The following is a 22,265-nucleotide window of genomic DNA, read 5'->3' as shown; positions in this document are numbered from 1 at the left end:
GCGGGCGGCGGGCGGAGAGCCTGTCCGCCGCCCGTGTCCGGACAGTGAGAGGCGGAGGGCGGGGCGGTCTGTGCCGCCTTACCCTCCGCCGGACGGAACCGGGCCCGTGCCCGGTCAGCTCTGGTTGAAGAAACCGCCGTTGCGGTCGCGCGGCTCCCCGCTGACGACGCGGTAGTCGGCCGGGGTGAGCAGGAAGACCCGGGTGGCGACGCGCTCGATGGAGCCGCGCAGGCCGAAGGCGAGACCGGCGGCGAAGTCCACCACGCGCTTGGCGTCGGCCGATTCCATCGCCGTGAGGTTGACGATCACCGGAACGCCGCCGCGGAACAGCTCACCGATGCCGCGGGCGTCCCCGAACCCGTCCGGGGTGACCGTGGCGATGCGGGTGCTCTGGTCCTCGGCCGGGCTCTCGGCCACCCGCAGACCCGGGTCGGTCACCCAGGAGCCGGTCCCCTGGGCCCCGTGCTCCGGTCCCTCGGCATAGTCGTCGTCGTAGTAACGCTCGTCATCGTTGTCGTCGACGAGGCCAAGCCAGGCACTCGCCTTGCGCACCGATCCCATGGACGCCTCCTCTCACCCGCGGTGTCTGTATGTCCGCCCCCCTATGGTCCTTCATGAGGCGGAGGGTGTGCCAAGTGGATAGCCGCCGCGCGGGGGGTTCGTGACAGTTCTGGTGCAGAGCGGGTGGCAGCTTGTCAGATTCCGTGGGCGGTACGGGAACTGACGTGGTGACGGAAATCACGATAGGGGCGGGGGGTGCGCGGTGTCGACATACGGGTTACCGGAAGCCTTTTCGACCACCGAGTAGGTTCCGGCCGGGGACCAGCGCATCTGTCCGACGTCCGGGGAGGTGCGCCGGAGCGTACGGCCTGCGGGCCGCCCCGCGGGAGGCGGGCGGTGACGCGGGGCACGGGCCGTGCGGGGCCGGTCGGCCCGTGCCTTTGGGGGTCAGCGGATCTCGGGCGGGCTGATCCGTGAGGCGGGCAGCGCCGAGCCGGTGGTGGACCACTTCTTGAGGATGGTGCGGTAATCCCCGGTCTTGATCAGGTGGTTGACGGCGGCGCGGAAGGCGGGCGCCAGCGGGCTGCCCTTCTTGAAGGCGAAGCCGACGTCCAGCCGGTGGTAGGTGTTGAGGTACCGCAGCGAGGGCTGGCGGCTGACGGCGTACCGCAGACCGTTGACGGTGCTCATCACCACATCGCTGCGGCCCTGCTGGAGCGAGGCGTAGAGCGCGGACTGCTCGGCGTACGTCCGGACGTCGTACGGCTTCTTCCCGGCGGCGGCGCAGCGCGGGCGTTCCCGCTCCAAGGTCGCCTCGAAGGTGGTGCCGGCGCCGCTGGCGACGGTCAGACCGCACAGCTGCGTCAGCGTGGTGACCTTCTTCAGGGGGCTGTCCGCGCGGACGGCGAAGCCCTGGCCGTCGTTGATGTACGTGACGAAGTCGATGGTCTTCCGGCGTTCGTCGGTGACGCCGAAGTTGCCGGTGCCGACGTCGTACCGGCCGCTGCCGAGGGCGGGCAGGATCGCCTCGAAGCCGGCGGGCTCCCGCTTCAGCCGCAGGCCCAGGACCTTGCCGACGGCGTCCGCGAGGTCGATGTCCTGACCGGCGACGGACCTGCCGTCGGGCAGGTAGAAGGCGCCGGGCGGTGAGCCGATGCTGGAGGCGAGGGCGAGGGTGCCGCGGGCGCGTACACCGGCGGGCAGGAGCGCGGCGGCGGCCGGGTCCTTCGCGATACCGGAGACGACGTCGGCGTCCGGCAGGGCGGTGCCGTGGCCGCCCGGGGCTTCCTTGCCGGTGTCCGCGGGCTCGGCGCACCCGGCGAGGGCCAGCGCGGCGGCGGCGAGGAGGGCCGCGGCGCGTGGCGCGGTCCGGGCGGGGGAGACGGGTCTGCTCATGGCCGGTGGTTCTCCAGAAACTTCTCGAACGGCAGGGAGCCGATCGACTCCGGTGGTGCGGTCAGGTCGAAGAGCGGGCGGTAGCCCGCCGCGAGGTAGAGGCCCCTGGCCTCCGGCTGGCGGGAGCCCGTCGTCAGGTAGAGGCGGGTGTAGCCGCGGGTGGCGGCCTCCGTCTCCAGTGCGCCGAGGACCTGGCGGGCCAGCCCCCGGCGGCGGTGCGCGGAGTGCGTCCAGATGCGTTTCAGCTCCGCGGTGCGGGCGTCGTGGCGGCGGTAGGCGCCCCCGGCGACCGGTTCGCCGTCCTGGAGGAGCAGCAGGAACGCGCCGTGCGGCGGGGCGAACGCGGACGGCGGATACTCCTGGGAGAGGTCGGCGGGATGCCCGTAGCGGACGGTGTACTCGTGGGTCAGCTCGTCGAGCAGCGGGCGGGCGAGCGGGTCGGTGACGGTGGTGTGCAGCACGGTGGGGCCGCCGGCGCGGCGCAGCGCGGTCACCGGACCGGCTCCGCGGTGGCGGCGTCCGCCTCCGTACCGGGCGCGTACGGCCAGTCCAGCGGGTCGGGCAGGGCGTGGCGCAGCTGCGGCAGCACCTCGGCGGCGGTCAGCCGCAGGACGTCGGCGCGGCGGGCGAAGGGCAGTCCGGCGGTGTCGACGGAGAAGAACTGCAGGGCGTGGCCGTAGGCGCGGTGCTGCTCGGCGATCTTGCCGGCGATCCGGTCGGGCGAGCCGATGAGCATCGGCCCGTGGTCGGCCGCCTCGTCGACGGTGCGGAAGGGCGTGTTGTTGCCCGGCACGTCCCGGGCGGCGACGGCGCTCTCGTAGTACGGCGCGAACTCCCGGCGCGCGGTGCGGTCGTCGGCCGCGGCGTACAGGGTGCCGCCGGAGCCGACGAGGGCGGCGGCCGGATCGTGGCCGTACGCCTCCCAGCGGGCGCGGTAGCGGTCGATGAGGGCGGCGTAGCGGGCCACCGGCTGGATCGCGTTGGCGGCGAAGAGCGGGTCGCCCCACAGGGCGGCCAGTTCCACGGAGCGTTCGCTGGTGGCGCTGCCGTGCCAGACGGTGGGCGGCTGCTGGTGGGGGCGGGGCAGTGTGGTCGCGTCGGTGAGCGGCGGGCGGAAGGAGCCGGACCAGGTGACCTTCTCCTCGCTCCACAGCCGCCGCAGCAGTTCGTAGTTCTCCTCCTGGAGGGCGTACTGCTCGGCGCTGTCGCGGCCGAAGAGCGCCCAGGGTTCGGGCGCGTTGCCCTTGCCGATGGTGAGTTCCAGGCGGCCGCCGGAGAGCTGGTCGACGGTGGCGTAGTCCTCGGCGACGCGGACCGGGTCGAGGGTGGAGAGCACGGTGACGGTGGTGAAGAGCCGGATGCGGTGGGTGCGCGCGGCGATGGCGCCGAGCACCGCGGGCGGTGAGCTGGAGAGGAACGGCGGGCCGTGCCGCTCCCCGACGCCGAACGCGTCGAACCCCAACTCCTCGGCGAGCACCGCGAGTTGGACGACCTCGCGGAACCGTTCGGCGGGTGGGACGAGATACCCGGACCGGGCGTCCGGGGTGTGGTCGATGAGTGTCATGACGCCGAAGCGCATAGGTGTGCGCCCTTCTTCGAGGGTGCCGGCGGGAGGGAGGGCAGGAGCGGGGCCGCGCCGGTGCGTGCGGACCGGGCGGGCGGGTGCGGTGGTGCGCCGGAGCCGGGCGGCGGGCGCCGGGGGTCCGGGAAGCGCGAGGGGAGGTGTGCCGGCGGGCGGCACGGGTGTGAAGGCGCGGTGGCGGGAAGCCGGAACCGCGGATCGGCCCGTCCGGCGAAGGCGGCGGGCCTCGGGGCAGGGCGTCAGCTCAACAGGACGACGACCACACGCGACCGAAGTCGATGTGGTCGCGGGTGACCAGCCACTGCCATGCGTTCATGCGGCTAAGTGGAACAGGCATCCGGTTGTGCGTCAACCGGATCCCGGCGTTGTTCACACTGCGGACAGCCTTGACAGAACGCCGTGTTGACCCCCTAGCCTCGGTCCACGGCCGTGCTGAGGGGCGCGGCCCGTTCTGCCTGTGAAGGCGCATCTCCCGTGTTCGATCACCGCATCCACGGAGCCTTCGCATGCCTTCCGGCACCCTCCGCACCTCCGCCGTTCCCCCTTCCCTCCCCACGTCCGCCGACGGGCGGCCCGGCGACGCGGCCCCGCCGCGCATCGTCGCCCGCCGCCCCCTCGGCCAGTGGGCCGCCGCCGTCGTCGTCCTCGTGCTGCTGGGCCTCGTGCTCCGCTCCGTCGCCGGGAACGACGCCTTCCGCTGGGACCTCGTCGCCGCCTACTTCCTGACCGTCCCGGTCCTGAACGGGCTGCTGCTCACGCTCTGGCTGACCGCCGCCGTGATGATCCTCGGCTTCACGCTCGGCACCCTGCTCGCCACCATGCGGCTCTCCGCCAACCCCGTACTGCGCGGCGTCGCTTCGGGCTACGTCTGGCTCTTCCGGTCGATGCCGGTCCTGGTGCAGCTGCTGTTCTGGTTCAACATCGGCGCGCTCTACCCGACGGTCCTCGGCGTCCGGACCGTCACCCTGCTCTCACCGCCCGCCATCGCCGTCATCGGGCTGACCCTCCACGAGGCCGCGTACGCCGCCGAGGTGGTGCGGGCGGGGATCCTCTCCGTGGACCGGGGGCAGACCGAGGCGGCCCAGTCGCTGGGGCTCGGCCGGTGGCGGCGGCTGCGGCGGATCGTGCTGCCGCAGGCCATGCGGTCGATCGTGCCGCCCGCCGGGAACATGCTGATCGGCACCCTCAAGGGCACCTCGGTCGTCTCCATGATCGCCGTCAGCGACCTGCTCTACTCCGTGCAGCTCATCTACCACCGCACCTACCAGGTCATCCCGATGCTGCTGGTCGCCACCGTCTGGTACGTGATCATCACCTCGCTGCTCTCCGTCGGCCAGCACTACGTCGAGCGGCGCTACGCCCGCGGTACGGCGGGTGCCCGGTGAGCGCCGCGCAGCGACCCGCCGTGGTGATCGTCGGGGCCGGGCCGCGCGCCACCGGCATCATCGAGCGGATCGCCGCCAACGCCCCCGAGCTGTACGGCGACGCCCCGCTCGACCTGCACCTCGTCGATCCGTACCCGCCGGGCGGCGGCCGGGTCTGGCGCCGCGACCAGTCACCGCTGCTGTGGATGAACTCGCTGCCCGACGACGCCACCCTCTTCACCGACGACACCGTGGAGATGGCCGGACCGGTGCGCCCGGGGCCCTCGCTCGCCCAGTGGTGCGCCGCGGTCCGCTCCGGCGGGATCCGCACCACCCCGGAGGCCACCGCGGCCGCCGCCGCCCTCGGCCCGCGCGACTTCCCCGGCCGCCGGCTCCAGAGCGCCTACCTGACCTGGGCGTACGAGCGTGCGGTGGCCGCCCTGCCGCCGCGGGTCGCCGTCCACGAGCACCGGCGGCGCGCGGTCCGCGTCGCCGGGCCCGCCGACGGCCGCCAGCGGGTGTGGCTGGCGGGGAGCCCCGCGCCGCTGACCGCCGACGCCGTCCTGCTCACCCTCGGACACCTCGACGCCGAACCCGACGCCGAACAGCGCGAGCTGCTCCGCTTCGCCGACCGCCACCGGCTGACGTACCTGCCGCCCGGCTTCACCGCCGACATCGGCCTCGACGGGCTGCGCCCCGGCGAACCGGTGCTGGTCCGCGGCTTCGGCCTCGCCTTCATCGACCTGATGGTGCTGCTCACCGAGGGCCGCGGCGGCCGGTACACCGAGGGCGCCGACGGGGAGCTGACGTACCACCCGTCGGGCCGCGAGCCGGTGCTGCACGTCGGCTCCCGGCGCGGCGTCCCCTACCGCTCCAAGATCGGCTACGAACCGGACGCACCGCGCCCGCCGCTGCCGCGCTTCCTCGGCCCCGCCGAGGTCGACGCGCTGCTCGCCCGGCCCGGCGGCTTCTCCTTCGACGACGACGTCCGCCCGCTGATCGACAAAGAGCTGGGCTTCGCCCACTACCACCGCCTCTTCACCGCCCACCCCGAACGCACCCGGCTGCCCTGGCCCGCCTTCGAGCGCCGGTACGCCGCCGGGGACGCCGCCGCCCGCCGCGCACTGGCCGAGGAGGCCGTGCCCGACCCGGCCGACCGCCTCGACCTCACCGCCCTCGACCATCCGCTGGCCGGCCTGCGCCTCGCGGACACCGACGCCCTCCAGGACACGCTGCGCGCCCACATCCGGGCCGACCTCACCCGCCGCCACGATCCGGCGTACAGCCCCGACCAGGCCGTTTTCCTCGCCCTGCTCTCCGTCTACGGTCAGCTGATCCGGATCGGCGACCGCGGGCCCTGGTGGCACGGCTTCTTCAGCTACCTCGCCTCCGGGCCGCCCGGCCCGAGGCTGCGGCAGCTGCTCGCCCTCTCCCGCGCCGGGCTGGTCCGCTTCCTCGGGGCCGGTACCACCGTCACCGCGGACCCGGTCACCGGACGGTTCACGGCCCGTTCGGCGACCGTGCCGGACGCCGTGATCCCGGCCCGCGCCCTGGTCGAGGCGCGGCTCCCGGCGCCGACCGTGGCCCGCTCGGCCGACGCGCTGCTGCGCGCCCTGCACGCCGACGGCGCCGCCGTCACCCCCGGCGGACTGCTCGCCGTGAACCCGGCCGACAGCCGCCTCCTCGACCGCGCGGGCCGCCCGCACCCGCGCCGCTTCGCCCTCGGCCCGCACACCGACGCCCGCTCCAGCGGCGCCTTCACCCGCCCCCGTACCAACGCCCCCGTCTTCCGGCAGAACGACGCCACCGCACGGGCGCTGCTCACCTTCCTGACCGAGCGCGCGGTGCCGTCCGCCGCGCCGCTTTGTCCCGCCCGCCCCGCCACCCGCGAGGACCGCCATGCCGCTGACCGCTGAACCGCCCGCCGCCACCGCGGCACCGCCCGCCGACGGCCCGGACGCCCCGCGGGTGGTCCCGGTACGCCACCCCTGGCGCTGGGTGGCCGTCACGGTGACCGCCGTGCTCCTCGCCCAGTTCGTCCACGGGCTGGCCACCAACCCGGCCTGGGAATGGGGGGTCTTCGCGCAGTACGTCTTCGCGCCCGCGGTGCTGCACGCCGTCGGCACCACCCTCCAGCTGACCGTCTGCGGCACCGCGCTGGGCTTCGCCCTCGGCATCGTGCTGGCCGTCGCGCGGCTGTCGGCGAGTCCGTTCCTGCGCTTCGTCGCGCACGGCTACGTCTGGGTGTTCCGCTCCGTCCCGCTCATCGTCCAGCTGCTGTTCTGGTTCAACCTCGCCTACCTCTACCGCCGTATCGACCTCGGCGTCCCGTTCGGCCCCGGCTTCTTCTCGTTCGCCACGATGGACCTGGTGGGCCCGATGGGCGCGGCGGTCCTCGGGCTCGCGCTGCACCAGGCCGCGTACGCCGCGGAGATCGTCCGCGGCGGCGTCCTCGCCGTGGACGCCGGGCAGCGGGAGGCGGCCGCCGCCCTCGGCATCCCGCGCCTGCGCCAACTGCGCCGGATCGTGCTGCCGCAGGCCATGCGCGCCATCGCCCCGAACGCCGCCAACGAGGTCATCTCCCTCTTCAAGGGCACCTCGATCGTCTCCGTCATGGCGATCGGCGAACTCTTCTACCAGGTCCAGGTCATCTACGGCCGCAACGGCCGCGTCGTCCCGCTGCTGATGGTCGCCACCGTCTGGTACGCGCTGCTGACCGGCGCCCTCTCCGTCCTCCAACACCGCGTCGAACGCCACTTCGCCAAGGGAGCCACCCGATGAGTACCCGGACACCGATGGTCGAGGTCCGCGCCGTCCGCAAGAGCTTCGGCTCCCTCGACGTGCTCAAGGGGGTGGACCTGGAGGTCGCCGCCGGTGAGGTCACCGTCGTCATCGGCCCGTCCGGCTCCGGCAAGTCCACCCTGCTGCGCACCCTCAACCACCTGGAGAAGGTCGACGGCGGCACGGTCGCCGTGGACGGCACGCTCGTCGGCTACCGCCGCTTGGGCGACAAGCTCTACGAACTGCCCGAACGCGAGATCCTGCGGCAACGCACCGACATCGGCTTCGTCTTCCAGGACTTCCACCTCTTCCCGCATCTGACGGTGGTGGAGAACCTCACCGAGGCGCCGGTGGCCGCGCTGGGCCGCTCCCGCGCGGAGGCCACCGCCACCGCGCTGGCGCTGCTGGAGCGGGTGGGCCTCGCCGACAAGGCCGACGCCTATCCGCGCCGGCTCTCCGGCGGCCAGCAGCAGCGCGTCGCCATCGCCCGCGCCCTCGCCCTGGAGCCCAAACTGCTCCTCTTCGACGAGCCGACCTCCGCGCTCGACCCGGAGCTGGTCGGCGAGGTCCTCGACGTCATCAAGGATCTGGCCCGCCGCGGCACCACGATGATCGTCGTCACCCACGAGATCGGCTTCGCCCGGGAGGTCGCCGACACCGTCGTCTTCATGGACGACGGCCGCATCGTCGAACAGGGCCCGCCCGCCCAGGTGCTCGACGCGCCCCGCGAGGCCCGCACCAGGTCCTTCCTCTCCAAGGTCCTGTGACGTGCCCGGACCCCGCGACCCCGCCCGAAGGAGCCCCGCCGTGAACCGCCGCCGTGTCCTGACCGCCGCCCTCGCCCTCGCCGCCACGCCACCGCTGCTGGCCGCGTGCGGCTCCGGCTCGGCCGTCGACGACACCGCGCCCGCCGGCGCCGCCGGCGGACCGAAGTTCAACATCGGCCCGGACCAGCACCGCGTCCGCGCCGCGAGGAACGCGAAGGCGGCGGCGCTCCTCCCGGCGCGCGTGCGCGCCGCCGGCGAACTGCGGGTCGGCGTCTTGGCCGGCAGCTCCCCGCCGCTGACCTTCTACGCCACCGACGACCGCACCCTCATCGGCGTCGAGACCGACCTCGCCACGCTGGTCGCCGACGCCCTCGGCCTGCGGCTGCGCCTGGAGGCGCTGTCCTGGGAGAACCTCTTCGTCGGCCTGGACAGCGGCAAGCTCGACGCCGTCCTGTCCAACGTCACGGTGACCGAGGAGCGCAAGGAGAAGTACGACTTCGCCACCTACCGGCGCGACGAACTCGCGATGGAGGCACCCAAGGACACCCGCTGGCGGGTCCGCGGCGCCGCCGACGTCGCGGGGAGGACCATCGCCGTCGGCACCGCCACCAACCAGGAGAAGATCCTCCTGGAGTGGAGCGAGGAGAACGAACGGGCCGGCCGCGCGCCCGTCGACATCCGCTACTTCCAGAAGAACTCCGACACCTACCTGGCCCTCGAATCGGGCCGTATCGACGGCTACTTCGGCCCCGACCCGTCCGTCGTCTACCACGTCGACACCGCCGGGCGGACGCGGAGCGTCGGGCGGTTCTCCGGGGGCGGCGACACCGTCCAGGGCAAGATCGCCGCCACCACGAAGAAGGGCAGCGGACTGGTCGGCGCGTACGCCGCCGCGCTGCGCGCCGTCATGGCCGACGGCACCTACCGCACCGTCCTCGACCGCTGGGGGCTGGGCGCCGAAGCCCTCACCACCTCGCAGATCAACCCGCCCGGACTGCCCCGCACCTGACCGCGTCCGGCACCCCTATCGGAAGGCAACCCCCATGGCCTCACCCGCACCGCGCCCGATCCCGCTGGCCGTCGCCCTCGACGTCCCGCCGGACCCCGGCCGCCCGGCCGCACCGGAACGCTTCGACGCGGCCGGCTACCTCCGGCTGGCCCGCCTCGCCGAGCGCGGCACCCTCGACTTCGTCACCCTCAGCGACGCCTTCGGACGCCCCGGCCCCGACGCGCTCGCCGTCCTGTCCCGCATCGCCCCGGCCACCACCCGCATCGGCCTCGTCCCGACCGTCACCACCACCCACACCGAGCCCTTCCACATCGCCACCTCGATCGCCACCCTCGACTGGGTCAGCGGCGGCCGGGCGGGCTGGCGGCCCGACGTCTCGCTCACCGCCGCGGAGGCGGCGCTCTTCGGCCGCCGCCCGGCGCCCGCGCCCGACGCGGCGTGGCGGGAGGCCGGCGAGGCGGCGGAGGTCGCCGCCCGGCTCTGGGACAGCTGGGAGGACGACGCCGAGATCCGCGACCGGGCCACCGGCCGCTTCGTCGACCGCGACAAGCTCCACTACGCCGACTTCGCCGGGGAGTTCTTCTCCGTTCGCGGCCCGTCCACCGTGCCCCGGCCGCCGCAGGGCCGCCCGCCCGTCGTCATCGACGCCACCGGAACCGGGCCCGGCGGCCCGGCCGTCCGGCAGACGGCCGCCGCCCACGCCGATGTCGCGCTGGTCCGCGCGGACGGTACGGACACCGCCTTCGCCGCCCGCGACGACCTGCGCGCCCGCGCCCGCGCGCTGGGCCGCGACCCGGACCGGCTGCTCGTCCTGGCCTCGGTGGAGATCGAGCTGTACGCCTCCGGGGACGCCGTCGCCCTCGCCGAACTGATCGGCGACTGGTACGCGGACGGCGCGGCCGACGGCTTCCACCTGCGGCCCACCGAACCCGGGCGTGACCTGGGCCTGCTGGTCGACGGCACCGTCCCGGTCCTCCAGCACCGCTGCCTGCTCCGCCGCTTCTACCCGGGTGCCACGCTCCGCGAGCACCTGGGCCTGCCCCGCCCCGCCAACCGCTACGCCCGCACCCGGGAGGTCTCGCGATGACCGACGCCCCGCACCCGTCCGACCCGTCCGCGCCCCGGCAGATCCACCTGGCCGCGCACTTCCCGGGCGTCAACAACACCACCGTCTGGGACGCGGCCCCGTCCGCCGCCGGCGCGGCCCGCCACGCCGCGCTCGGCAGCCAGATCCGCTTCGACTCCTTCGTCCACCTCGCCCGGACCGCCGAACGCGGACTCTTCGACTTCTTCTTCCTCGCCGAAGGGCTGCGGCTGCGCGAGCACAAGGGCCGCATCCACGACCTCGACGTCCTCGGCCGCCCCGAGTCGCTGACCGTGCTGACCGCGCTGGCCGCCGTCACCGACCGGCTGGGCCTGGCCGGCACCGTCAACGCGACCTTCAACGAACCGTACGAACTGGCCCGCCGGTTCTCCTCGCTCGACCATCTCAGCGGTGGCCGGGCCGCCTGGAACGTCGTCACCACCTCCGACGCCTTCACCGGCGAGAACTTCCGCCGCGGCGGCTACCTCGACCGCGCCGACCGCTACACGCGCGCCGCCGAGTTCGTCGCCGCCGCCCGGAAACTGTGGGACTCCTGGGACGGCGCGGCGCCCGAGCCGGTCCGCCACCGGGGCGCCCAGTTCGACCTCGCCGGACCGTTCACCCTGCCGCGCTCCCCGCAGGGCCACCCGGTGATCATCCAGGCCGGGGACTCGCCGGAGGGCCGGGACTTCGCCGCCGCCACCGCCGACGTGATCTTCACCCGGCACAGCAGGCTGGAGGCGGGCCAGGCGTTCTACGCCGACGTCAAGGGACGGCTCGCGGCCCACGGACGGCGGCCGGACGACCTCAAGATCATGCCGGGGGCGACCTTCGCCCTCGGCGACACCGCCGCCGAGGCCCAGGAGTACGCCGCCGAGGTCCGCCGCCGCCAGGTCTCCCCGCAGAACGCCCTGCTCGCCGCCGAACAGGTCTGGGGCGTCGACCTCTCCGCGTACGACCCGGACGGACCGCTGCCGGACATCGACCCGGACCCGCACTCGGAGCTGGCCCAGGGCCGCGTCAAGATCGCCGACCCGGCGGCGGTGGTCGCCAAGTGGCGGGCGCTGTCGCAGGCCAAGGGGTTGTCGCTGCGCGAGACGGTGATCGAGACCACCGGGCGGCAGTCGTTCATCGGCACGCCGGAGGCGGTCGCCGCGGAGATGGACGCGTTCGTCCGCGCGCGGGCGGCCGACGGTTTCATCCTCGTCCCGCATCTGACGCCCGACGGCCTCGACCCGTTCGTCGACCGCGTCGTCCCGCTGCTCCAGGAGCGCGGGGTGTTCCGCACCGAGTACACCGGCTCCACCCTCCGCTCCCACCTCGGCCTTCCCGAGGCGGCCGCCCCGGTGTGGCAGGGTGAGGCGTCATGAGCTCCGACGCCCTCACGGCATGGCTGACCTGGCACGAGCGGCGCACCGCCGACATCTCCCGCCCGTACGGGCCGCTGGCCCTGACCGGTACGTACTGGCTCGCCGACCACCCCGACGGCCGTGTCCCGCGGCTGCCGGGGCGCTGGCGGGAGGAGGGCGACACGGTCGTCCTGCACGCCACCGGCGCCGACGGGCTCACCGCCGACGGTGCCCCGCTCGACGGGGAGGTCCGCCTCGGCCCGGACGCCGGGCCCGAGACCGCCCGTATCGCCCACGGCGAGCGGCGGCTGCCGGTGCTGCGCCGCGAGGGCCTGTGGGCGGTGCGCGACTTCGACCCCGCGTCCGGCGCCCGCCGCGCCTTCACCGGTATCGACGTCTACGACCACGACCCGCGCTGGACGGTGCCGGGCCGCTTCCGCCCGTACGGCGAGGACCGCGCCGTACGGGTGCCCAACGCCGACGGCGTCCGGCGGGAGCTGGGGCTCGCCGGGGAGCTGGCCTTCACCGTGGACGGCACCGAGCACACGCTCCAGGTCGCCGTCGAGGGCGACGGGTCGCTGTGGGCGGTCCTCGCGGACGCCACCAGCGGCTCGGAGAGCTACCGTTTCCGCTTCCTGCGGCCTCCGGCGCCCGCCGCGGACGGCACCGTCACCGTCGATCTCAACCGCACGCTGCTGCCGCCGTGCGCCTTCGCCGATCACTTCATCTGCCCGTTCCCGCCGCCCGGCAACACGCTGCCGTTCGCGCTGCGGGCGGGGGAGCGGAACCGTTCGGGCAGCTGATCCGTCCCACCGCCGACCGAGGGGGTCAACCGCCGTCCCGGCGCACCCGAGAGGGCCTGCCGGGGCGGCGAACTCCACTCCGCCCGCAGCAGGGTGACACCGCCTCGGGCGCCCCTGCGTACCCCCGCCCTCTTGCGCGGCGGCCCGATCCGTCCGAAACTCCCGTCAGCGCTTGTCAGGGGCACGTAAAAAAGGATCGTGCGGATCGCGGGTTCCTCACCGCGGTGCCCCTCGGCTGCGCCTCACGGGCCGCCGCAGAGCGCGGCCCACCGATCCCCTCGGAGGAATCACGTGAGGAACGAGCGCACCATTTCCCGTAACGGCGTCCCCAGACGCACCCGACTGCTCGCCGTGACGGCCGGACTGCTGGCCGTGGGGGCCCTCGCCGTCCCCGCCGCCAACGCCCAGAACACCGCCGCCGCCCCGAAGTACAGCGCCGACCGGCTCGCCGCAGCCGGCTCCGCCGTGCGCGCCGCGGACGTCCCGGGCACCGCCTGGGCCGTCGACCCGGCCACCCATGAACTGGTCGTCACCGCGGACAGCACCGTCTCCCGGGCCGACCTCGCGAAGATCGAGCGCGCGGCGGGGAGCAACGCCGGTGCGGTACGCGTCGAGCGGACCCCCGGCACCCTGCGCAAGCTGATCTCCGGCGGCGACGCCATCTACGCGCCGAGCTGGCGCTGCTCGCTCGGCTTCAACGTCCGCAGCGGCAGCACGTACTACTTCCTGACGGCGGGTCACTGCACCGACGGCAACCCGCCCTGGTACAGCAACTCCTCGCACACCACGAGCATCGGTCCGACCGCCGGATCCAGCTTCCCCGGCAACGACTACGGCATCGTGAAGTACACCGGATCGGTCAGCCACGAGGGCACCGTCGGCGGCCAGGACATCACCAGCGCCGCGACCCCGAGCGTCGGCCAGAGCGTCACCCGCCGGGGCTCCACCACCGGCACCCACAGCGGCAAGGTCACCGCCTTGAACGCCACGGTGAACTACGGCAACGGCGACATCGTCTCCGGCCTCATCCAGACCACGGTCTGCGCCGAGCCCGGCGACAGCGGCGGCCCGCTCTACTCCGGAACCACGGCCCTGGGCCTGACCTCCGGCGGCAGCGGCGACTGCACCTCGGGCGGTACGACGTTCTTCCAGCCCGTCACCGAGGCGCTCAGCGCCTACGGCGTGAGCGTCTACTGATCCCCCCGGCGCCCACGGCGCCTGTTGATCCCCCTCGGGCGCGGTCCGGCCGGCCGCTCCTGACCTGCTGATATCGGCGTAGCACCGGACGACGGTCCGGTACCGGCCGGGTGCGGTGTCCGCCGGCGGACACCGCACCCGGCCTCCCGCGTTCCGGCCACCGGCGGCGCCCTGCCACTCCGGGCATACCATGGTAAAGAGCGCAAACCGGTCGGAGTGCTGGAAGTCGGTCTGGGGGTCGTGATGCTGGAAGAGCTGGTGACCAGCGGGGTCGCTCTCGCCTCGGCGGGCGCCGTCTATCTCCTCGCGGCGGCGCGCGTGGTCAAACAGTACGAACGCGGTGTGGTCCTGCGGCTGGGCCGGCTGACCTCGGCGGTCCGCGGCCCCGGCTTCACCATGATCGTTCCGGTGGTCGACCGGATGCGTAAGGTCAACATGCAGATCGTGACGATGCCGGTGCCCGCCCAGGAGGGCATCACCCGCGACAACGTCACCGTCCGCGTCGACGCCGTCGTCTACTTCAAGGTCGTGGACGCCGCCGACGCCGTCATCGCCGTCGAGGACTACCGCTTCGCGGTCTCCCAGGTCGCCCAGACCTCGCTCCGCTCCATCATCGGCAAGAGCGATCTGGACGATCTGCTCTCCAACCGCGAGAAGCTCAACCAGGGCCTCGCCGTCATGATCGACAGCCCCGCGCTGGGCTGGGGCGTCCAGATCGACCGGGTGGAGATCAAGGACGTGTCGCTGCCGGAGACCATGAAACGGTCGATGGCCCGCCAGGCGGAGGCCACCCGCGACCGGCGCGCCCGCGTCATCAACGCCGACGCCGAACTCCAGGCGTCGAAGAAGCTGGCCGAGGCCGCGCAGGCGATGTCGGACCAGCCCGCCGCCCTCCAACTGCGGCTGCTGCAGACCGTGGTGGCCGTCGCCGCCGAGAAGAACTCCACGCTGGTGCTGCCCTTCCCCGTGGAGCTGCTGCGCTTCCTGGAGCGCTCCGGTCTCCAGGCCCAGGCCGAAACGGCCCGCGCCGAGGCCGAGGCCGGCGCCTCCGGTCGCCCCGCAACCCCGCCGTCCGGCGCGAGCGCCGACGGGACCCGCCCCGGCCTCGGTCCGGACCCGGCCCACCGGCCCGACCACTACCTGGGCGACTCCGGGGAAGAGGCGGCCGAGGAGTGGGGCCCTCTCCCGCCGGTCGAGGACGTGGCGGAGATCGAGGACGTCCACGGCGCCGTCGAGGAGGTGGCGGACGCCGGACGGACGGCGGAGGCCGGACGGGTGGCGGATGCGGGCGATGCCGGGCGGGCTGCCGGGGGCGGCGGGGGCGGCGGCGCTCCGGGTGAGCAACCGCCCGGCAGCCGGGGGTAGTTGACCGGTTCCTGCAAGGTGATGCCCTGAAGTCGGGCCCCGCGGCGGACATGCCGCGGGGCCCGTTCCGTGCCCCGGCGCGCGGCCTGTACGGGCCCCGGCGCGCGCCTGAGGGGCGGCGGTGAGGTCGAAACCCGTGCCCGTCCGCGTACGGGCCCCGTGCGCGGGCGCCTCCGGGCGGTGTTCCTCGCCCGCGTACCGAAGGGTTTCGGCCAGGGGGTGGCGTGGTGCGGCCGGCGGGTGCCGGGGGCGGAGGTGTCCGTACTCGGGACAAACGTGCGCGCATATCGGTGTGACCGCGGGGCGGGGGAGCGGTGAACTCCCGGCGGCGAGACCGGAACTCGGTCTTGTGCACCTGTGAGACGGGTGGGAATACTCGGCGGCGCACGTTGGCATGGACGCGACTTCCCGGTGCGCGACGGGGAAGGCGTCCGTCCGTGACCTGTTCCCCCACACTCTCGGGTCCGTGTCCCCCTAGCGGGCCCTTCCCCCCACGGGAGGTACCGAGTTGAAGCACCGTCGCACACCCCAGCGCCGCACGGTCCTGGCGGGCGCGGGAGCCCTGGCTCTCGCCGCCACCGCCACGCTCACTCTGAACAGCGCCAACGCCGCAACCGTCCCCGCCCCGGCCAAGCTCTCCCCGGCGGCGGCGACCACCCTCGCCTCGCAGGTGAACACGGCGGGCACCGCCGGTTCGTACTACGACGCCCAGGCCAAGAAGCTCGTGGTCAACGTCGTGAACGACGCGGCGGCCAAGTCCGTCCGGGCCAAGGGCGCCGAGGCCAGAATGGTCAAGTACTCGATGGCCCAGCTGGACTCGGCGCGCAGCACGCTGAAGGCCGACGCCACCATCCCCGGCACCTCCTGGGGCGTCGACCCGCGGACCAACAAGGTCGTCGTCACCGCCGACCGCACGGTCAAGGGTGACGCGCTCGCCAAGCTGACCAAGGTCACCAAGGGGCTCGGCGACAAGGTGGCGCTCCGTCAGATCAAGGGCGAGCTGAAGCCGCTGGTCGCCGGCGGCGACGCGATCTGGGGGAGCGGCGCCCGCTGCTCGCTCGGCTTCAACGTCGTCAAGGGCGGGCAGCCGTACTTCCTGACCGCCGGTCACTGCGGCAACGCGGTCCAGAGCTGGTCCGACCAGCAGGGCGGCCAGGAGATCGCCACCACCGAGGACTCGACCTTCCCGGGCAACGACTTCGCGATCGCCAAGTACACCGGGGACACCGACCACCCCAGCGAGGTGGACCTCTACAACGGCAGCACCCAGAAGATCACCAAGGCGGCGGACGCGACCGTCGGCGAGAAGGTCCAGCGCAGCGGCAGCACCACCCAGGTGCACGACGGCACGGTCAAGGCGCTCAACGCCACCGTCAACTACCAGGAGGGTTCGGTCGAGGGGCTGATCCAGACCGACGTCTGCGCCGAGCCCGGCGACAGCGGCGGTGCCCTCTTCGACGGTGAGTCGGCCCTCGGCCTCACCTCCGGCGGCAGCGGCGACTGCTCGCAGGGCGGCGAGACCTTCTTCCAGCCGGTCCCCGCGGCCCTGCAGAAGTTCGGCGCCGAGATCGGCTGACGTACCATCGGGCCGCCCGCCCGCCGGACCCCGGCGCGGTGCGGCGGTGACCCCGGCCCCCGGACGTGTACGGCGTCCGGGGGCCGGGTGCGTCCGGGACGCTAGAAGGAGAAGACGCTGTTCGCGCCGGCGCGCAGCTCACAGGGGTTGGCGAAGGTGTGCGTGTACGACACGCGCCTGCCCTGCCAGACACCGTCCGCCGTGACCACGACCGGGTCCCACTCCCGGGTGCACACCACCCCGGCGCCGTCGGCACGGGTTACCTTGCCGAACTCGCCGCCCGCGGCCCGCAGCCGGTTGCAGGCCGCGCCGGGGGAGGGGTGGGTGCCCGTCGCCTTCAGTATACAGCTCAGCGTCACGGCGCGCTGCACCGCGGCGTCCGCGCGGTGCTCACCGTGGCCGACCGTCAGGACGAGGGCGGACGGGGCGTAGAGCGTGGCGGTCCGGGCCGGGGTGTGGTCGTTGGCCGGGGCGACGGCCGCTGCCGGGGCGGTGGTGGTCGGCGTGGTGGCCTGCGCGGTGGAGGCGAGCGCGCCCGTGATCAGCGCCGTGCCGAGCGCGACGCCCCCAACGATGTACCGCATGGCGAACACTCCTTTGTGTGTAGTTCCAGATACCGGGCGCGAGTCTGGCTCAGCGATCGGGCGCCCGCATCTTCGCCGCTCACTTCGAGTCGATGGATGAATGCTGTACGTAGTGGCGCGAAGGATGTGGTGGCGACGTGGAGCTCGCGTGCCCGAGTGGTGCCTTCGCTGGTGGCGCGGGGCGTGCGCCTCGCCGTCCTTCCTCTCCACGTCCACATTCAGGGGGAGCGGATTCGGCCGTGGCACCCCGAGCCCCCCGGCGCCGGCCCTCCCCGATTGGCCCGAAGCCGGTGCGTCAGGGGGCGGGGCGGTCCGGACCCGGTGGTTCCGGGGTTCCGGGCGAACGCCGCGACGCGGGCGGCGGCGACCCCGGCCCGTCCGCTCAGGGGCGCGGGGTCACCGGCGCCAGGCTGTTGTTCCGGCGGTCGCGGTCGCGCAGCGCCGCGAGGACGACGCTGACCAGCACTCCGCCGAGAGCCCAGGCGCCGAGCACCAGCAGCGCCGCCGTCATGCCGTTGCCGCCGAAGTAGGAGATGGAGCGGGACGCCCAGGTGCCCGCGCCCGGGGGCAGCGCCGGACCGATCGCCCGCCAGAAGGGCGGCAGCAGCGGATACGGGTACGCGCCGCCCGCGCTCGGGTTGCCGAACACCACGATCACCAGGATCGCCAGCCCAATCCCGACGACGCCCAGCAGGGTCTGGAACGCCAGCGTGGTCGCCCCCACCGCGAAGACGATCAGCGCGCCCAGCCCCCACAGTCCGAAGAGGCTGCCGGGCAGCGCGTTCAGCACCGGGCCGATCACCACTGCGCCGGCCAGCCCGGCGACGACCGAGTAGACGGCGAGGGCACCCAGCCGGATCAGCGCGCGGTGGGTGTTCGCCGGGCGGGCGCCCGAGCTGATCGCCAGGATCGCGGCACACAGATAGCCGCCCACGCACCACCCCACGACCAGGTAGAACGACGACAGACTGCGCGAGTCGCCGTCCGCCGCGGGCCGGACGTCCTCGGTCCGTACGGTGCGGCCCTGCGCCTTGTCCGCCGCGGTGACGACCGCCTCCGTCGCCTGGGACAGCGCCGCTCCGCCGCCGCTCGTGACCAGCAGCCGGTCGGTGGTGGAACGCGGGTCGACGACCAGCGCCGCGTCGATCTTCCGGTCCCGCAACTGGCGGAGCGCCGCGTCCCGGGAGGGCAGCGCGCGCGGGTCCAGGGGGGAGCCGGGCAGCTTGCCGAGCTTGGTCACCAGCTCACCGCGGACCTGCGCGGGCGCCACCACGCCGAGCGCGATATCGGTCGGCTTCGGCGCGTGGAAGGCGCCGGCGTAGGAGGCGATGAACGCGACCATCAGGCCCAGCACACCGGTGACCAGCAGCGCGGCGCGGGTGGTCACCGCGCTGCGCACCTCCTGGCGGAAGGTCGTCGGGGTGCCGTCGTCGGTCGTGGCCATGGGCCGCTCCTCGCCGTGTCGCGCCGGTGCCCGTACCGGCTGTGCTCCCACATCCTCCGGTCGGCGCAGCCGTCGCGCAGAGCGGACGGGGCCGAATGACGGAGCGGCGGGCGTGGCGGGCGGCGGCGTGCCGTGTCCGGTCCGCCGGGGCCGTGCGCCGGACCGGCCGGTTCAGGCGATGGCGTAGTGCGCGAGGGCGGGTTCGAGGGTGCCGAAGGCGATGTCCGCCTCCGCGGTGACGGCCGCGGCGATCTCGTCGTCGGGCCTCCCGGCCAGGGTGAGTTCCTGGATGCGGGCGAACAGGATGCGGTGGACGGCGGCGAGCAGTCCGGCGGCGGTGCGGACGGCGATGTCGTCCGGCGAGGCGCCGGTGGCGGTGGCGAGGGCCTGGGCCAGGGCGTGTTCGCGCTGGTCGTGCAGGCCGCGCAGGCAGGCGGAGAGGGTGGGGCTGTCGGCGACCATACGGGCGAAGGCGGGGCCGGAGAACCCGGCGACGGGGTTCGCGGCCGCGGCGTCGGCGGCGAAGGCGCGGTGCAGCGCCGCCAGGGCGGATTCGCCGGTGTGCCGGCCGGCCACGGTGTGCGCGAGGGAGGCGGTGAACGCGTCCTGGTGGTCCAGGGCCAGATCCTCCTTGCGCGCGAAGTAGTTGGTCACGGTCTTCTTGGCGACCCGTGCGGCGTCGGCGATCTCGGCGATGGTGGTCCGCTCGAAGCCCTGGTCGAGGAAGAGGCGGGTGGCGTGGTCGGAGATGAGCTGCCGGGTCTCCTGCTTCTTGGACTCGCGCAGGCCGGCGGGGCGCGCGGAGGGTGCGGTGTCGGGGGCCATGAGGCAATTTTACCCTCGTAGTATTTTTACGTTGACAGGTGAGAATGCGCCAGGCTAATTTTACGTCCGTCGTAAGTTTTCTGTCGAAGAACGAACGAGGGCGGATCATGGCCCGGCCCCGGCGGGCCGCGCCCCGCCCAGTGGGGGAACCGTCTTGCAGATCACCACGTCCACCGTCTCGCTCACCGTCGACGACGTCACCGCGTCCCGGCGGTTCTTCACCACCCACCTCGGCTACACCGAGCGGGTCGCCACCGAGGGATTCGCCGCACTGAGGCGCGAGGACGCCGCGGTGGACCTCGTCCTGCTCGCCCGCGGCACCGACGTCCTCCCGGCCGGGCAACGCGACCGGCGTGCCTCCGGTCTGATCCTCGCCTTCACCGGCACCGGCATCGCGGACGAGGAGCGGCGGCTGCGCGCCGAGGGCGTCGAGATCACCCTGCCGCTGCGCGAGGAGCCCTGGGGCGAGCGCCTCTTCCAGATCACCGACCCCAACGGCGTGATCGTCCAGTTCGTCGAGTGGGTGGCGACCGGCGACGGCGCCTGAGCACACCATCCGCCCCGCCCGTACGGCCCGGCAGCCGGGCCGCCGACCTCGAAGGACCGCACGTTGTCCCCTGACCCCCAGGCCGTCCACCCGCTGCCCGCGCACGAACGCGTGGTGTTCCTCAAGCCGCTGATCACCTCGCCGAAGATCGTCGTGGGCGAGTACACGTACTACGACGACCCGGACGGCGCGACCGCGTTCGAGGACCGCAACGTCCTGTACGCGTACGGCCCCGAGCGGCTGGTCATCGGCCGGTACTGCGCCCTCGCGACGGGCGTCCGCTTCCTCATGGCGGGCGCCGACCACCCGACGATGGGCGTGTCCACCTTCCCGTTCACCATGTTCGGCGGCGACTGGGCCGAGCGGACCCTGGAGATCGTCACCGCCATGCCCAGCCGTGGTGACACGGTCGTCGGCAACGACGTCTGGTTCGGCCACCACGTGACCGTCATGCCCGGCGTCCGGATCGGCGACGGCGCGATCATCGCCGCCGGCGCCGTCGTCACCGCCGACGTCCCGCCGTACACGATCGTCGGCGGCAACCCGGCCCGGCCGATCCGGCAGCGGTTCGACGACGAGGGGGTGGCGCAGCTGCTGCGTGCCGCGTGGTGGGACTGGCCCGCCGATCTCGTCGCCGCGCACGCCCACACCCTCATGGCCGGCACCCCGGCCGACATCGCCCGCATCGCCGCCGACCACGGTACGGAGAAGCCCCTGTGACCTCCCCTGTGACCCACGTATCCATCGAGGAACACCCGGTGGCCGACGCCGCGGCCGGGCCGTACGCCCTCACCACCGGGCCCGACGGCGCGCTGTGGTTCACCCTCGTGCACGCCGGAGGGATCGGCCGGCTGGTCCCGGGCGAGGAGCCGGTCACCTACCGGCTCGACCCCGGCTGCGGGCCGACCGTCATCACCACCGGGCCGGACGGTGCGCTGTGGTTCACCGAGTACCGGGCGCACCGGATCGGGCGGATCACCACCGGCGGCGCCGTCGACGGGTTCGCCCTGCCGACCCCGGACTGCGGGCCGTTCGGCATCGCGGCGGGCCCCGACGGCGCGCTGTGGTTCACCCAGACCGCCACCGACCGCATCGGGCGGATCACCACCGACGGCCGCGTCACGGAGTTCCCGCTCCCCGTCACCGGCGCGTTCCCCTCCGCGATCGCCGCCGGGGGCGACGGCGGGATGTGGTTCACGCTCAACCAGGCGAACGCCATCGGCCGGATCGGTATGGACGGCGCGCTCACCCTCCATCCGCTGCCGACAAAGGCGGCCGGGCCGGTGGGGATCGCCGCGGCTGAGGACGGCGCGCTCTGGTTCGCCGAGATCGGCGCCGGTCAGCTCGGCCGGATCACCACCGACGGGCGGATCACCGAGTTCCCGCTGCCGGACCGCGCGGCCCGGCCGCACGGCGTCACCGTCGACGGCGCCGGCACCGTCTGGTTCACCGAATGGGGCGGCAACCGCGTCGGCGCGCTCACCCCCGGCGGCGCCCTCACCGTCCACGCTCTGCCCACGCCCGGATCCGAGCCGCACGGCATCGCCGTGGGCCCCGACGGCGCCCTGTGGACGGCGCTGGAGACCGGCGCACTCGCCCGCGTCGCCCCGGCGGACACCGCCTGACCGGGCCGCCCGAACCTCTTCGTACTCCTCGCACCCCTCGCACCCCTCGTACCCATCGCCACCAGCGGCCGCCCGTCCGGCGGCCGGAGAGGAACACCGATGAAATACGCACTCGTGATCTTCGAGACGGACGCGTCACGCCAACGGATCCAGGCCGACCGGGAGGGTCACCGCACGGCGTACGAGAGCTGGATCGGCGCGCTCGCCGCGGCCGGGAAACTGGTCGGCGGCGAGGCCCTGGAGACCGAGCACACCGGCCCCGTGACGGTGCGCGCCGCGGCCGACGGGACCTCGACGGTGACCGAGGGGCCCGCGCACAGCGGCCAGGAGACCCTGGGCGGCTGGTTCCTCGTCGAGGTGGCCGACCGCGCGGAGGCCGTCGAACTGGCCCGGAGCCTGCCCACCCCGGAGACGGTCGAGGTCCGCCCGGTCCTCGAATCCGCCTGACCGGGCCCGGCCCGGCGGCA

General features: G+C 74.0%; 22 protein-coding genes. 15 read left to right on the top strand and 7 right to left on the bottom strand.

All coding sequences use genetic code 11. The annotated features are described in order from the left end of the window. Positions 1 to 114: 114 nt before the first annotated feature. From ACZ4M8_RS17035 to ACZ4M8_RS17020, 4 genes are all read right to left on the bottom strand, one after another. Entirely contained in the window at positions 115 to 561 is a 447-nt protein-coding gene (locus ACZ4M8_RS17035; protein ID WP_399093084.1) for a cell division protein SepF, read from the bottom strand. 387 nt (positions 562 to 948) lie between these two features. Then, complete coding sequence (locus ACZ4M8_RS17030) at positions 949 to 1,896, bottom strand: ABC transporter substrate-binding protein (protein WP_467607899.1); 948 nt, start codon at positions 1,894 to 1,896, stop codon at positions 949 to 951. Continuing rightward, entirely contained in the window at positions 1,893 to 2,390 is a 498-nt protein-coding gene (locus ACZ4M8_RS17025) for a GNAT family N-acetyltransferase (protein WP_467607898.1), read from the bottom strand. The genes ACZ4M8_RS17030 and ACZ4M8_RS17025 overlap by 4 nt, the downstream gene beginning before the upstream one ends. Continuing rightward, positions 2,387 to 3,475: an LLM class flavin-dependent oxidoreductase gene (locus ACZ4M8_RS17020; RefSeq protein ID WP_467607896.1), complete on the bottom strand. Its 1,089-nt coding sequence runs from the start codon at positions 3,473 to 3,475 to the stop codon at positions 2,387 to 2,389. Before ACZ4M8_RS17020 ends, ACZ4M8_RS17025 begins: the two co-directional genes overlap by 4 nt. A 509-nt stretch (positions 3,476 to 3,984) precedes the next feature. Between ACZ4M8_RS17020 and ACZ4M8_RS17015 the strand changes: the two genes are divergently transcribed. The 11 genes from ACZ4M8_RS17015 to ACZ4M8_RS16965 all read left to right on the top strand — a co-directional run bounded on the left by ACZ4M8_RS17015 (position 3,985) and on the right by ACZ4M8_RS16965 (position 16,773). Further along, complete coding sequence (locus ACZ4M8_RS17015; protein WP_467607893.1) at positions 3,985 to 4,863, top strand: amino acid ABC transporter permease; 879 nt, start codon at positions 3,985 to 3,987, stop codon at positions 4,861 to 4,863. Continuing rightward, a complete protein-coding gene (locus tag ACZ4M8_RS17010; protein WP_467607890.1) occupies positions 4,860 to 6,758 on the top strand; it encodes an FAD/NAD(P)-binding protein in 1,899 nt (632 codons plus the stop codon). The genes ACZ4M8_RS17015 and ACZ4M8_RS17010 overlap by 4 nt, the downstream gene beginning before the upstream one ends. Continuing rightward, on the top strand, positions 6,742 to 7,623 hold the full coding sequence (locus ACZ4M8_RS17005) for an amino acid ABC transporter permease (protein WP_467607887.1): 882 nt from the start codon (positions 6,742 to 6,744) through the stop codon (positions 7,621 to 7,623). The genes ACZ4M8_RS17010 and ACZ4M8_RS17005 overlap by 17 nt, the downstream gene beginning before the upstream one ends. After that, positions 7,620 to 8,390 (top strand): amino acid ABC transporter ATP-binding protein, encoded by a 771-nt coding sequence (locus ACZ4M8_RS17000; protein WP_467607885.1) that lies wholly within the window; start codon positions 7,620 to 7,622, stop codon positions 8,388 to 8,390. The genes ACZ4M8_RS17005 and ACZ4M8_RS17000 overlap by 4 nt, the downstream gene beginning before the upstream one ends. Before the next feature lie 40 nt (positions 8,391 to 8,430). Further along, a complete protein-coding gene (locus ACZ4M8_RS16995; RefSeq protein ID WP_467607883.1) occupies positions 8,431 to 9,399 on the top strand; it encodes an ABC transporter substrate-binding protein in 969 nt (322 codons plus the stop codon). A gap of 34 nt (positions 9,400 to 9,433) precedes the next feature. Further along, complete coding sequence (locus ACZ4M8_RS16990) at positions 9,434 to 10,486, top strand: LLM class flavin-dependent oxidoreductase (protein WP_467607881.1); 1,053 nt, start codon at positions 9,434 to 9,436, stop codon at positions 10,484 to 10,486. Next, entirely contained in the window at positions 10,483 to 11,853 is a 1,371-nt protein-coding gene (locus tag ACZ4M8_RS16985) for an NtaA/DmoA family FMN-dependent monooxygenase (RefSeq protein WP_467607879.1), read from the top strand. Before ACZ4M8_RS16990 ends, ACZ4M8_RS16985 begins: the two co-directional genes overlap by 4 nt. Continuing rightward, positions 11,850 to 12,635 (top strand): DUF1684 domain-containing protein, encoded by a 786-nt coding sequence (locus ACZ4M8_RS16980; RefSeq protein ID WP_467607877.1) that lies wholly within the window; start codon positions 11,850 to 11,852, stop codon positions 12,633 to 12,635. Before ACZ4M8_RS16985 ends, ACZ4M8_RS16980 begins: the two co-directional genes overlap by 4 nt. Before the next feature lie 291 nt (positions 12,636 to 12,926). Continuing rightward, the gene (locus tag ACZ4M8_RS16975; protein WP_467607874.1) at positions 12,927 to 13,832 is read left to right on the top strand and encodes a S1 family peptidase; all 906 of its coding nucleotides are present in this window, start codon (positions 12,927 to 12,929) and stop codon (positions 13,830 to 13,832) included. Positions 13,833 to 14,075: 243 nt separating this feature from the next. After that, complete coding sequence (locus tag ACZ4M8_RS16970) at positions 14,076 to 15,197, top strand: slipin family protein (RefSeq protein WP_467608051.1); 1,122 nt, start codon at positions 14,076 to 14,078, stop codon at positions 15,195 to 15,197. Between the two features lie 508 nt (positions 15,198 to 15,705). Then, positions 15,706 to 16,773, top strand: coding sequence for a S1 family peptidase (locus ACZ4M8_RS16965; RefSeq protein WP_467607872.1), 1,068 nt, complete (start codon positions 15,706 to 15,708; stop codon positions 16,771 to 16,773). A gap of 101 nt (positions 16,774 to 16,874) precedes the next feature. On the opposite strand, the gene ACZ4M8_RS16960 is transcribed toward ACZ4M8_RS16965, so the two are convergent. The 3 genes from ACZ4M8_RS16960 to ACZ4M8_RS16950 all read right to left on the bottom strand — a co-directional run bounded on the left by ACZ4M8_RS16960 (position 16,875) and on the right by ACZ4M8_RS16950 (position 19,626). Continuing rightward, positions 16,875 to 17,357 carry a subtilase-type protease inhibitor gene (locus tag ACZ4M8_RS16960; RefSeq protein WP_467607870.1) on the bottom strand — a complete coding sequence of 161 codons (483 nt, stop codon included), beginning with the start codon at positions 17,355 to 17,357 and terminating at the stop codon, positions 16,875 to 16,877. Positions 17,358 to 17,739: 382 nt separating this feature from the next. After that, positions 17,740 to 18,801: a DUF3533 domain-containing protein gene (locus ACZ4M8_RS16955; RefSeq protein WP_467607868.1), complete on the bottom strand. Its 1,062-nt coding sequence runs from the start codon at positions 18,799 to 18,801 to the stop codon at positions 17,740 to 17,742. A gap of 171 nt (positions 18,802 to 18,972) precedes the next feature. Next, positions 18,973 to 19,626, bottom strand: a complete 654-nt coding sequence (locus ACZ4M8_RS16950) for a TetR/AcrR family transcriptional regulator (protein WP_467607865.1) — start codon at positions 19,624 to 19,626, stop codon at positions 18,973 to 18,975. 154 nt (positions 19,627 to 19,780) lie between these two features. Between ACZ4M8_RS16950 and ACZ4M8_RS16945 the strand changes: the two genes are divergently transcribed. The 4 genes from ACZ4M8_RS16945 to ACZ4M8_RS16930 all read left to right on the top strand — a co-directional run bounded on the left by ACZ4M8_RS16945 (position 19,781) and on the right by ACZ4M8_RS16930 (position 22,245). Then, positions 19,781 to 20,173, top strand: coding sequence for a VOC family protein (locus tag ACZ4M8_RS16945; protein WP_467607863.1), 393 nt, complete (start codon positions 19,781 to 19,783; stop codon positions 20,171 to 20,173). A gap of 63 nt (positions 20,174 to 20,236) precedes the next feature. Beyond that, complete coding sequence (locus ACZ4M8_RS16940; protein WP_467607860.1) at positions 20,237 to 20,893, top strand: CatB-related O-acetyltransferase; 657 nt, start codon at positions 20,237 to 20,239, stop codon at positions 20,891 to 20,893. After that, complete coding sequence (locus tag ACZ4M8_RS16935) at positions 20,890 to 21,798, top strand: Vgb family protein (RefSeq protein WP_467607859.1); 909 nt, start codon at positions 20,890 to 20,892, stop codon at positions 21,796 to 21,798. The genes ACZ4M8_RS16940 and ACZ4M8_RS16935 overlap by 4 nt, the downstream gene beginning before the upstream one ends. Before the next feature lie 99 nt (positions 21,799 to 21,897). Then, positions 21,898 to 22,245 (top strand): YciI family protein, encoded by a 348-nt coding sequence (locus ACZ4M8_RS16930; RefSeq protein ID WP_467607855.1) that lies wholly within the window; start codon positions 21,898 to 21,900, stop codon positions 22,243 to 22,245. Positions 22,246 to 22,265: the final 20 nt, after the last annotated feature.

It is taken from the genome of Streptomyces sp. NPDC027185 (assembly GCF_055567035.1).
This window is presented reverse-complemented; position numbering and strand designations above follow the sequence as displayed.